Below are 13046 nucleotides of genomic sequence, written 5' to 3' on the forward strand. Positions count from 1 at the left end.
GCCTTTTATAAAGCGTTACACCGTTTTTATCCCGCAGCCATACAGTCCGCCGGCCTGCGGTGGCACACCTGATGCGATTAGTGTTCCCAAGGATGCATAAACATGAATTTTGAAGCGTATGAAACGGAAGCTTTTTTTGATGAGCTGTTTGACAACCAGGGACATTCGCGAGAATCAGCGAAGTTGCTTGTAAACGCCATCGAATCACTGGCCGAAGGCGATCTGCTCAAACGTCAGGAAGCCAGCGAACGGGCCATGCACAGCATGGGAATAACGTTCAATGTTTATGGTTCCGGTGAAGGTACCGAGCGGACGATTCCGTTCGATATCGTGCCGCGAATCATCGACGGAAAAGAATGGGATGTAGTCGAGGCCGGATTGAAACAGCGGATCAAGGCCGTTAACCGGTTTATCGACGACATTTATCACGACCGGAATATCATTGCCGACGGCGTGATTCCCGAATGGATTTTCACCTCGTCCAAAGGCTACCTGCCCCAATGTCAGGGACTGAATCCGCCCAAAGGGGTCTGGGCACACGTTACCGGCACGGATCTGGTGCGTGACAATAAAGGGACATTCTATGTTCTTGAAGACAATCTCAGGGTGCCCTCAGGTGTATCTTATGTTCTGCTGAACCGGACCCTGATGAAACGAAATTTTCCGGAGGTTTTCCATAAAAGCCGGGTACGCCGTGTCGTGGATTATCCCGATCAGTTCATGAAAATGCTTCATCATGTTGCGCCGGAGGGGATCGACCGTCCAAACGTTGCGGTGCTGACGCCGGGCATATACAACTCGGCCTATTTTGAGCACGCCTTTCTCGCCCAGCAGATGGGAGCCCTGCTGGTGGAAGGTCATGATCTGGTTTATGACGGAAAATATGTGTGTGCACGGACAGTCGAAGGCCTGGTTCGCATCGATATCATCTACCGGCGGATCGACGATGAATTTCTGGATCCCGAAGTATTCAGGGAGGATTCCTATCTCGGCTGTGCCGGTATGATGAAGGCTTTCCGAGAAGGAACGCTGACGCTGGCCAACGCCCCCGGCACCGGCGTGGCCGATGACAAGGTGGTTTATGCCTTTGTTCCGGACATGATTAAATATTATCTGGGAGAGGATCCGCTGCTGCCCAGTGTTCCCACTCATCTTTGCTGCGATGATGAATCGCTGGAATACACATTGGATAATCTCGATAAACTGGTCGTCAAACCGGCCAGTGAATCCGGCGGATACGGGATGCTGATCGGCCCGAAAGCTTCGCAGAAAGAACGTGATAATTTCGCCCGCGCACTGCGTAAAGATCCGCGCAATTATATTTCACAGCCAACCCTCTCTCTCTCCAGAGCCCCTGTTGTGGTCAATGACCACTTCGAGGGGCGGCATGTCGATTTACGCCCCTTCATTCTGCACCGGGGTGATGATTCCTATGTCCTTCCCGGAGGTCTGACACGAGTGGCCCTCAAGAAGGGTTCACTGGTCGTGAACTCCTCACAGGGCGGAGGAACAAAAGACACCTGGGTTGTGGACCAGGGAACCGGACAGGAGGTGGCCTGATGCTTCTCAGCCGCGTAGCCGATAATATTTACTGGATGAGCCGCTACATTGAACGCGCTTCGAATATAGCCCGTTTCCTTGAAGTAAGCTATCAGCTCAACCTCGATCAGTCGTCCGGGGATCAGGAACAGTGGGGCCCGCTCATTGAAATTACCGGTGATATGGCCATTTTTAAAGCACGCTACGGCGCGCCGACCCGCGATAATGTCATGCATTTTCTGATGTTTAATCCGGAATATCCAAACTCCATCTCGCGCTGTCTCAGCACAGCACGCTCTATTGCCAAAGGAATGCGGGAAACCGTTTCGGATGACATGTTCCGGGAGATTAACGCGCTGGGAAAACGGGTACCCGAAACCAGTCGCGAAAAAGCCCAGTTTCACACCCGGGTCTTCCAGCTCTGTCGCGAAATTAAACGCGATGCCATGCTGATCGAGGCCATGGCGTCGGAAACCATAGAACGCGGTCAGGGCTACCATTTCTGGCGCGTCGGACGCTATCTGGAACGCGCCGACAAAACCTCTCGGCTGCTGCACGTCAAATACTTTCATCTCCTGCCCGACCTCGATGCCGTCGGAACACCGATGGATGATCTGCAGTGGAGTGCTGTACTTGATTCAATGGATGCCAGAGAAACCTATATTCGAACCCGCGGACTGATTGTTCCCGATAAGGTTGTCGATCTGATGGTACTTGATCAGGGACATCCCCGGGCAATTCTGTTCTGCCTGAACGCCGTGGTGGAGAGTTTATACCGCATCACGCGTGACAAACCGGGAGAGCCCCATAGGATCGTCGAACAACTGTGTGAAAAACTGCTGGCGATGTCGGCCAAAGAGATCATTAAGTTTGGCATGAATGAGTTTATCGATGATCTTCAGTTGAGTTTTAATGAAGTGAATAATGCCATTCACACGCATTTTATTTCCCCTAAAGCCGTGACGGGCGGAGTTTAAACATCATGGCTATACGCATTGCACTGAACCATAAAACCCAGTATTTCTATGATCGTCCCGCAACACTCGGAGCCCAGATCATCCGCCTTCGCCCGACCCCGCACTGCCGCACACCGATCGTCAGCTATTCACTCAATGTGCTTCCGGAAGATCATTTTATCAACTGGCAGCAGGATCCGCAGAACAACTACCTCGCCCGTCTGCTGATTAATGAGCCGACTGAACGTTTCGAGATTGAAGTCGATCTCATTGCAGAACTCAAACCGATCAATCCATTCGATTTCTTCCTCGAAAAATACGCCGAGGACTACCCGTTTGAATACCCGCCGGCTTTGAGACGGGAACTGCGCCCTTTTTTCCAGAAACAGCGGATGCGGCCTCTTTTTCAGGAGTTTGTTGAATCCATCGACACTTCGGAAATCCGGACCATCGATTTCCTGGCGATGGTTAACCAGAAAGTTTATGAGCGGCTGGAATACACCCTGCGCATGGACCCCGGCATTTACACGCCGGAACGGACCCTGAAGGAAGGGAAAGGCAGCTGCCGCGATTTTGCCTGGCTACTGGTGCACGTGTTCCGCCGCCTCGGCCTCGCTTCGCGCTTTGTATCCGGCTACTCCATCCAGTTGGTTGCCGATGAAAAACCGGTGGACCCTAACGCGCCGGCCGGTGTCAACCAGGATATCTGCGACCTGCATGCCTGGTGCGAAGTCTATCTGCCCGGAGCCGGCTGGGTCGGACTGGATGCCACCAGCGGCCTCTTCTGCGGCGAAGGACATATCCCGCTTACCGCCTCCGCCGATGCGCGCCACGCTTCGCCGGTTGAGGGGGCGATCTCCTTGTGCGAAACCACCTTCAATGTGGAGATGTCGGTTACGCGCATTCACGAAGATCCGCGCGTCACCAAGCCCTACACCGAAGGACAGTGGCAATCGATTCTGGATCTGGGCGATGTTGTGGACGAAAAACTGAATGCCGGTGATGTCCGGTTGAGCATGGGCGGCGAACCCACTTTTGTTTCCGCAACCGATCTTGAAGGCGAAGAATGGAATACCGAGGCGGTGGGCCCCACGAAAAAACCGCTGTCGGAAGAATTGATCCGTCGATTGCGAAAACGTTTCGGCCCCGGCGGCATGCTGCATTTCGGACAGGGCAAATGGTATCCGGGCGAACCGCTGCCCCGCTGGGCACTGGGCCTCTACTGGCGCAAAGACGGCGTTCCCATGTGGGAACGTGAGGATCTGCTGGGAACCGAAGCCACGGATTACGGTTTCACCCATGAAGATGCCCGCGAACTTTCGGAGGAACTGACCCGCCAGCTGGGTGTAGACCGGAAATATATAAATCCGGCCTACGAAGATCCGGTAAAATATGCACTGCGCGAACGAGACCTGCCCGTCAATGTTGACCCGCTGGACAGCAAACTGGATGATCCGCAGGAGCGCGAACAGCTGTTGCGCGTGTTTAACCGCGGCCTGAATAATCCGGTCGGCTTCGTTCTCCCGTTGGAGAAACAGCCCTGGGGATGGCAGAGCGGACTGTGGATGCTGCGCGGGAAACAGCTGTTTCTGATTCCCGGGGATTCCCCGCTCGGGCTGCGTCTGCCGCTCGAAAGTCTGCCCTGGGCCAAACAGGAGGATCTCGATCCAACCCTGCCGCCCGACCCTTCCTGGCGGCATCCGCCGCTTCCCGGCCGGCGTTCAATCGTGGTGCCTCAGCATCCGGAAGACGGACGCGAACTTCCGAACCTTGGGAAAAATTCCGTGGAGGAAATGATCGGCGAACCTCCGCCCCGTCATGATGTACTGCCGGAACCGGGCCAGTCGGCAGACTGGATACTCCGAACGGCGCTCTGTGTTGAAGCGCGCGATGGCCGGCTCTGCATTTTCATGCCGCCGACCTACACCATTGAAGACTATCTTGATCTGCTCAATGCCGTGGAACATGCCGCAGCGATTGTAAACAAACCGGTGCTGATCGAAGGGTACACTCCGCCGCACGATCCGCGCATTGATTACATGAAAGTCACGCCCGACCCCGGAGTTATTGAGGTCAATATCCAGCCGGCCTATTCATGGCGTGAAATGGTGCATAACACCACAGTACTTTATGAGGAAGCCCGTCAGACACTGGTGCGGACCGACAAGTTTCAGCTCGACGGAAAACATACCGGAACCGGCGGCGGCAATCACGTGGTAGTCGGCGGTGCAACGCCTGCTGATTCCCCCTTTCTTCGCCGCCCCGATGTGCTGAAGTCGCTGATCGGCTTCTGGATGAACCACCCGTCGCTCAGTTATCTGTTCAGCGGACTGTTTATCGGACCCACCTCACAGGCACCGCGTGTGGATGAAGGCCGTCCGGACGCTGCTTATGAAATGGAGCTGGCATTTAAACAGATTCCGAAGATGGGCGATCCCAATATCCCACCATGGCTGATAGACCGCGTGCTTCGGCACCTGCTTACCGACCTGACCGGAAATACGCACCGCGCGGAATTCTGCATCGATAAACTCTATTCCCCGGACAGCCCGACCGGCCGGCTCGGACTGGTGGAATTCCGCGGGTTCGAAATGCCGCCGCATGCCCGCATGAGCCTTACCCAGCAGCTTCTGATTCGAGCTTTGATCGCCCACTTCTGGGAAACCCCCTATGAAGCACCGCTTACCCGCTGGCTCACCCATTTGCACGACCGGTTCCTGCTGCCGCACTTTGTCCGCGAAGATTTCGGCAAAGTCATCGACACCCTGAACCAGGCCGGTTTTCCCTTCCAGCAGGACTGGTTTACCACCCACTTTGAATTCCGTTTTCCAGTCATTGGAACGGTCAATTATGACGGCGTGAATATCGAACTGCGGCAGGCCATCGAACCCTGGCTGGTACTGGGAGAAGAAGCCGGCGGAGGCGGTACGGCACGCTATGTGGACTCCTCTCTGGAACGGCTTCAGATAAAAATCTCCGGTCTCATCGAACAGCGCCATGCGGTTTCGGTGAACGGCCTTGAAGTTCCGTTGAGCCCGACCGGGACACCGGGCGAATTTGTGGCCGGACTGCGCTATCGTGCATGGCAGCCGCCGAGTTGCCTGCATCCGACGATTCCGGTGCATACGCCGCTTGTCTTCGACCTGGTGGACAGGCACAATGATCATGCCGTCGGAGGATGCACCTATTATGTCAGCCACCCCGGCGGAAGAAGCCATGAACATTTTCCCATCAATGCCCTGGAAGCGGAAACGCGGCGCGGCGAACGGTTTAAACCGTTCGGCCACACGCCGGGACCTCTGCATATCCGCCGCATTGAGCGGAGTCCGGAAGCGCCCGTTACACTCGACCTGCGTCGGCAGTATTGAGGATTGGCGTTGATGGACAATTTAATAAGCAATTATCATCCCATCAGCGAAACCTATTCGGAGATGGCGGATCAGGATGGTGGTTTGCGACCGCACTGGGAACCCATGATCAACCGCCTGAATGCCTACGGTGCGGAAAATATTTCCAAACGCTGGAACCGGGCGCGGCGAATCATTCAGCAAAACGGAATTACCTATAATGTGGCGGAAAGCGATACCCGGGTCAGCCGACCCTGGGAACTCGACCCGGTTCCGCTGATGATCTCCCCCGATGAGTGGACCGCTATTTCTGCCGGCCTGATACAGCGCATGCAGCTGCTGAACCGAATGCTGGCCGACCTTTACGGGGAACAGGAACTGCTCAAAAGCGGAACCCTTCCCAGCGAACTGATTCTGGCAAATAGGGCCTTTCTACGCTCCTGCTGCCCCATCAGGCCTCCGCAGAATCAGTTTCTGACCATGCTGGCGGTTGATCTGGCGCGGGCACCTAACGGCGAATGGCGCGTGGTGAAAGACCGGACTCAGGCTCCTTCAGGCGCGGGTTATGCGCTGGAAAACCGCATCATTGTTTCACGTACCTTTCCAACCATGTATCGTGAGTGCCGGATAGAGCGGCTGGCCGGTTTCTTTTCCACCCTTCGAAACCGGCTGGCGGAACTCTCTCCGCGAAAGATCGATAATCCACGTATCGTCATCCTTACACCGGGCATGATGAGCGACTCCTATTTTGAACACGCCTACCTCTCGCGCTATCTCGGTTTTCCGCTGGTGCAGGGCAATGATCTGACGGTCCGTGAAAATCAGGTTTTTCTGAAAACACTGGGCGGATTGCGACAGGTTGATGTGATTCTTCGCCGACAGAATGATTCCGACTGCGATCCGCTGGAACTGAACCAGGCGTCCTCCCTCGGAATTCCCGGCCTCGTACAGGCCGCAGTTTCAGGTGAAGTGGTCATTACCAATGCCCTGGGCAGCGGACTGGCCGAAACACCGGCACTGCTCCCCTTCTACCCCATGCTCTGCCGTCATCTGCTTAAGGAGGAACCCCTGCTCTGGACCGTACCGACATGGTGGTGCGGACAGAATCTGGAAATGAATCAGGTCATTGATAATCTGGATGATTTTGTCATTAAACGCTCATTCTGCGGTTCGCATGAACATCCGATCTTTCCACGGCACCTGCTCCCTGAAGCACGCAAAAAACTGATCGCCCGAATCAAAGATGATCCCAAACGTTTTATCGCTCAGGAAAATACATCCCTTTCGGCCGCCCCCTGCTGGCGAGATGGTCATCTGACTCCCCGCCACTCTATGCTGCGTGCCTTCGTGGTTGCCACACGCACCGGTTGGAAGGTCATGCCCGGCGGACTTACGCGTATCTCTTCGAAAAGTGATTCCACCGTAGTGAGTATGGAACGGGGCGGCGGATCGAAAGACACCTGGGTACCGGCGCGGGGTCATGTTGAAAAAATCACCCTGCTCCCGAAGTCCGGAAACGAGGTGGAACTTTCCCGCGGCGAAGACAACCTCTCCAGCCGGGTGGCTGACAACCTGTTCTGGCTGGGCCGTTATATTCAACGCGCTGAACTTCAGACCCGTACGCTGCGCACCGTACTGCGCCGGATGACGGAGGAAACGCTTCCGGACGGTACCCCCGAACTTCCGGAACTTATCCGGACACTCGGTGTTCTCACGGATCTTACGCAGAAAAATGCAGCGACCAATCCGATTGCTGAAATGGACCAAACACGTGCGTTCCTCTGTTCGGTCATCTTTGCAGACAATCAACCGAACAATCTGTATGCCGCACTCAACAATGCCGGAAAGATCGGCGCCATAGTACGCGACCGGATAAGCATGGATGCCTGGCGGATTCTCGACCGGCTTACCCGGGAGCTGCAGGCCACCTCCTGCGAAGATGAACTGACCGATATTGCCGACATGCTGGATAACCTCATTGTTCCGCTTTCCGCATTTTCGGGAATGGGCTTCGAAAGTATGACCCATGGATACGCCTGGCGTTTTATGGATATGGGATTCCGGCTCGAACGGGCAGTAATGAGTGCCATGCTGCTCAAAGAACTGCTTACATCGCCCGATCCCTATGAAGCCCCGATGCTGGATGCCATTCTTGAAATCGGCAGCAGTTCAATCACGTATCGTACGCGTTATCAAAGCAATGTAGCGGTTCTTCCGCTGCTTGACCTGCTCATTTCCGATCACTCCAATCCACGCAGTATAGCTTTCCAGCTGGAACTGTTGAATGAACACATCCGCGAACTTTCCAATCTGCCAAGAACCGGACAGCTGACGGAACAGATTCAGAGCGAAGAACTGGTTCGTTTCGTGGAAAATTTTGATCTCTCCACGATCACCGCATTTGATGCAGAGGGACGTCGGCCGAGACTGGCGGAATATCTTCAGTGCATAATCGATAAAGTTCAGGAACTCAGTATTCTGATTAACGAACGTTATCTTTCGCACGTGCAGTCCACCAGCAAGCTCTCCACGCTGGTAGGAGGTGGATCATGATTTACCACCTCCGCCACCGCACCACATTTGAGTACTCCAACCCCGTCACCTTCGTCTACAATGTGCTGCGGCTCAAACCGCGCACACTTCCGTGGCAGCAGGTGCATTCTACCAGACTCTCTATTCTTCCGGAACCGGCTGTGCTGGCAGAACGAACCGATTATTTCGGGAATACGGTGACGTTCTGCAACATTGAAATGAAACACGACACCATGCAGATTCTCATGGAAAGTGTTGTCGAGGTTCAACCCCGCTCCCTGGTCGGCACCCTCAAAGGCATTTCCTGGGACACCGTGCGCGAACGACTCCGCGGAGCACGTTCAGCCGAAGGACTGGATGCATTCCAGTTCTGTTTTGATTCGGCCGCCGTTTCTCGTCTTCCGGAAAGTGAGGCCTACTGCAGACCTTCCTGTAAACCGGGTGCGTCAGCCCATGATGTTGCGATGGACCTTATGCACCGCATTCATTCGGATTTTATTTTCGATTCCACCGCCACAACCGTTTCAACTCCGGTTGCGGAAGTCCTGAAAAACCGTCGGGGTGTCTGTCAGGATTTTGCACATTTAATGATCAGCTGTCTGCGCAGCGTCGGCATACCCACACGCTACAACAGCGGCTATATCCAGACGACGCCGCCACCCGGCCGTCCCCGACTGGAAGGAGCGGATGCCTCCCACGCCTGGGTCGGCGTCTACTGCCCGGTGAACGGCTGGCTGGATCTCGACCCTACGAATAATAAAATAGCTGACGATCAATTTATCACCATCGGCTGGGGCAGAGACTATCAGGATATCAGTCCCGTTTCCGGCGTGATGCTCGGCGGAGGCCGGCATCAGGTCCGGGCGGAGGTCGATATGATTCCCGAATCAGAACTTCAGCAGCTCCAGCAGCAACAGCAGTAACTCATTTATTACACCAGGGCCCGGATTTCCTGCAGCAGTTCATCCTGCGATTTTCCGGAACAGGCCATCACATGATCCGCGTATTTAAGATAGAGCGGCCGACGTTCTTCATAGAGATCCGCCAGAGTCATTCCCGGTTTAATCACCACACCGCGCTTCGAAAAATCACCGATACGCCGGATAATTTCATCCAGAGGAACATCCAGAAAAATCACGGTCGCCATCGACTTCAGATGCGCCATCGCGCTATCGCAATAGACCGCACTTCCGCCGGTGGAAATTACGCAGTTTTCACAGACAACGGACTGAACCGTAGCACATTCCAGTTCCTGATATTCGGCGAGGCCGTCACGGTCCTGAAACGCCTGCATACTTTCACCGGCCCGCGCCTGTACCAACAGATCGGTATCAATAAACCCTTTTGACAGCCATTTCGCCAGTTGCACGCCCAGCGTGCTCTTCCCGCTGGCCGGCATACCGATTAAAACCAGATTCGTTTTTTCCATCAGACTTCGAAATCGACCGCATGGCGTTCACAAACCCGCAGCTTGATAAATTCGCCCACCTTCACATGCTCCGGGTGTTCGGCATACGCCTTGAGATCCTCAAGCGATGCAAATTCGGAATACAGCACAATATCCTTAGACTGATCCGTTCCCAGCACATCCAGCCCGACCTCAATATCCAGCAGGGTCGGCGCAACGCCCTTCAGCGCTTCCAGTCTGGCTTTCATTTCAACCCGCTCCTCCAGCGGCACGTCATCTTTAAATTTCCACATCACAATATGTTTTATCATGTCTTTACCTCAACTCAGAGTTAACGGAGGTGTAATCCTCTAAGAAGATTCAATCAAATCTATTCAGTTCCAAATCTATCAGAAGGTGATAAAACAGGATTTAAACTGAATACAGAATATGATATATGAAGGTCGTATTAAACAGAAAGCTTCAGGACATCCTTATGCGTTTACCCCGAACCCTTTTATTTCTACTGATGACATCAGCAACGCTGATCAGCACCGCCGAAAAGCCCTTGATATCGGCGGCTGATGAACTGGCGGGGATTTTAGACACGATACGTTCCGATTCGATCACGGTCGACTATCCGGAAAATAATTCTGTTTTCCCTCCGGATATCGTGGCCCCGACATTTATGTGGCATGATCCCACACCGGCAACAAACTGGGCGATCTTTGTCAAAGATGCTGATGGATATGTTTCCGTTTTTTATTCCGATGGCGCACAACACCCGCTTGAAATTGATCCGGACGCAGTCAGTGAAGCCAATGCACACTATCGTCCCTCCGCCTATGCTGAATCATCCAGACACTGGACTCCGGATGAAACGATATGGGAAAATATAAAAAGAATTTCCACCGGAAAAGCTGTCGATATCTATATTGCAGGACTACCGAAATCAGCAAATGGAGATCCCATATCGTTGGGCCATGTCCGGATTTCCACATCAACGATACCGGTCGGAGCTCCAATTTTTTACCGGGATGTCCCTCTTATGCCTTCAAGGAACACCTCCGGAAAAATCAGTCCCTTATCCAAAGACCTGATGCATCTTATGAAATGGCGGCTTCGGGATATATCAAAACCTGAAGCCCCGGTTGTTCTTCAGGATATGCCGACCTGTGCAAACTGCCACTCATTTTCAACCGACGGTAAAACACTGGGTATGGATATGGATGGACCCAATGGAGATAAAGGAGCTTACGGTATTGTTCCGGTTGAAAAAAATATCGTCATTGAAAACCAGGACATTCTTTCATGGAATACATATGAAGATACGCCGGATGGTCATATGAATTTCGGACTCTTCTCACAGATCTCTCCAGACGGACGGTATGTGATCAGCACACTCAACGAAGATACTTTTGTGGCTAACTACCCGAATTTCGGATTCCTGCAGTCCTTTTATCCGACGCGAGGAATCCTCGTCGTCTACGACCGGACCACCGGTCGCATGTTTCCTTTGCCGGGAGCGGACGATCCCCGTTTTGTTCAAACCAATGCAGTATGGAGTCCCGATGGCAAAGAACTGGTTTTTTCCAGAGCACCGGCACAGGACGCTTTTGCCAGTCTGAAAGTCCCTACATATGCTGGAGATGACGGAGAACCTGACATTCAGTATGACCTGTACCGCATTCCTTTCAATCAAGGAAAAGGAGGAAAAGCTCTTCCCGTTGAAGGCGCTTCGAACAACGGAAAAAGTAACTCGTTCGCAAAATTTTCTCCCGATGGAAAATGGATTGTCTACGTGCAGGCTGCCCGCGGCCAGTTAATGCGTCCGGACAGTAAACTGTACATCATTCCGGCCAGTGGAGGAACCGCCCGCGAAATGAACTGCAACCTTACCCCGATGAATTCATGGCACAGCTGGTCCCCCAACAGCCGCTGGCTTGTTTTTTCCTCTAAAGGTATGGGACCATTTACCAAAATGTTTCTTACTCATATCGATGAAAACGGCGTAGACACCCCTGCAATCCTGATTCCTAATTCCACAGCAGCAAACCGTGCTGTAAACATCCCTGAATTTGTAAATGGAGAAGTTGACGCTATCGAAAAAATAAGTGCCCCATCGCAAGAATCCTACAAACTATACAAACAAAGTAAACTCTTCGCAGATCAAGACCAACTCGACAGAGCACTTGAAATAATTAATCAATCACTCGCTCTGAACCCGTATTATGCAAAGGGTCATTATCGAAAAGGCACCATTCTTTTGCAGATGAATCAAACCAATGAAGCGTTGTCCTGCTTCATCGACGCGAATAAATATGATCCGGAAATGGCTGAAGCGTATGATTTTGTCATTTATTATTACATGCAGAATGAAGGCATTGACAAAGCCATTGACTATATGATCGGCCTCCTGAACAGAATCCCTGTAAATCCGTTAGCCGAAAAAACGCTCGCCGATCTTTACCTCCGGAGAGGTGATCATTCTCTTGCAATACAACATTATATAAACGCAGCTCAAAGCAAACGGTACCCCGCTGACTTCTACGGACATATTGGTAGTTCTTTACTTAAATTGGGGGCTTATAAAGAAGCGCGAATTTGTTTCGAAAGAGCTCTTGAAATTGACCCCGATAACGCAAATGTAATTTACAGCCTGGGTATCTACTATCAAAAAACCGGATACTTTGAAAAAGCCACAGCGCTGTTCAGACAGGCTGTGGAGTTGGACAGCAATTCAGGTGCTCATTATGACCTCGGTGTTCTGGCCATGAATGAAAATCACCTGGACGCAGCCGTCTTTCATTTCAAAAAGTTCCTGCAGAAAAGACCAAAGGTTACAGTCGCAAGAAATAAGCTGGCATCCATCTACTATATGCAGGGAAAGCTGCATGAAAGTGCCGTCCAATATGAAATGATTCTGGATGAGGATCCCGAAAACATCAGCGCCCTGCTGTTGCTGTCTAAAATATATGCAACCAGCGCAAATCCTCAGATTGCACACCCGGAGCGTGCAATTACCCTATCCGAACGCGGCTGTGAATTGACCGGCTACAAACAGCCTGTTTATCTCGACAGTCTGGCGGTGGCTTATGCTTCTGCCGGCCGTTATTCCGACGCGGTCGCCATGTCGGAAAAAGCCCTCCATCATATCCATATCTCGGCAACCAATAATCCATCATTGTTACATCACATCGAAAGCAATCTGTCATTATTTAAAAGCAGACTGGAGCAATGATCCAACGCGACCAGCCATCATCATACCGTTTGTTAAAACGTATC

At 52.7% G+C, this 13046-nt stretch carries 8 protein-coding genes; 6 read left to right on the forward strand and 2 right to left on the reverse strand.

The genetic code is table 11. The features are described from left to right. The first annotated feature begins 102 nt into the window (after positions 1-102). From EGM51_05760 to EGM51_05780, 5 genes are read left to right on the forward strand one after another with little or no spacing between them, the layout of a single operon-like run. Positions 103-1560, forward strand: coding sequence for a circularly permuted type 2 ATP-grasp protein (locus EGM51_05760; protein QBG46924.1), 1458 nt, complete (start codon positions 103-105; stop codon positions 1558-1560). Continuing rightward, positions 1560-2516 carry an alpha-E domain-containing protein gene (locus tag EGM51_05765; protein QBG46925.1) on the forward strand — a complete coding sequence of 319 codons (957 nt, stop codon included), beginning with the start codon at positions 1560-1562 and terminating at the stop codon, positions 2514-2516. Before EGM51_05760 ends, EGM51_05765 begins: the two co-directional genes overlap by 1 nt. A gap of 5 nt (positions 2517-2521) precedes the next feature. Then, positions 2522-5863 carry a transglutaminase family protein gene (locus EGM51_05770; GenBank protein QBG46926.1) on the forward strand — a complete coding sequence of 1114 codons (3342 nt, stop codon included), beginning with the start codon at positions 2522-2524 and terminating at the stop codon, positions 5861-5863. 12 nt (positions 5864-5875) lie between these two features. Further along, on the forward strand, positions 5876-8395 hold the full coding sequence (locus EGM51_05775) for a hypothetical protein (GenBank protein ID QBG46927.1): 2520 nt from the start codon (positions 5876-5878) through the stop codon (positions 8393-8395). Then, positions 8392-9297, forward strand: a complete 906-nt coding sequence (locus EGM51_05780) for a transglutaminase family protein (GenBank protein ID QBG46928.1) — start codon at positions 8392-8394, stop codon at positions 9295-9297. Before EGM51_05775 ends, EGM51_05780 begins: the two co-directional genes overlap by 4 nt. An 8-nt stretch (positions 9298-9305) precedes the next feature. On the opposite strand, the gene EGM51_05785 is transcribed toward EGM51_05780, so the two are convergent. Next, positions 9306-9803 carry a shikimate kinase gene (locus tag EGM51_05785; GenBank protein QBG46929.1) on the reverse strand — a complete coding sequence of 166 codons (498 nt, stop codon included), beginning with the start codon at positions 9801-9803 and terminating at the stop codon, positions 9306-9308. Beyond that, on the reverse strand, positions 9803-10093 hold the full coding sequence (locus tag EGM51_05790; GenBank protein QBG46930.1) for a Dabb family protein: 291 nt from the start codon (positions 10091-10093) through the stop codon (positions 9803-9805). The genes EGM51_05785 and EGM51_05790 overlap by 1 nt, the downstream gene beginning before the upstream one ends. Positions 10094-10218: 125 nt before the next feature. Here EGM51_05790 and EGM51_05795 point away from each other — a divergent pair, with 125 nt between their 5' ends. After that, positions 10219-13002 (forward strand): tetratricopeptide repeat protein, encoded by a 2784-nt coding sequence (locus EGM51_05795; GenBank protein ID QBG46931.1) that lies wholly within the window; start codon positions 10219-10221, stop codon positions 13000-13002. Positions 13003-13046: the final 44 nt, after the last annotated feature.

The organism is Verrucomicrobia bacterium S94 (assembly GCA_004299845.1).
GTDB lineage: Bacteria > Verrucomicrobiota > Kiritimatiellia > Kiritimatiellales > Pontiellaceae > Pontiella.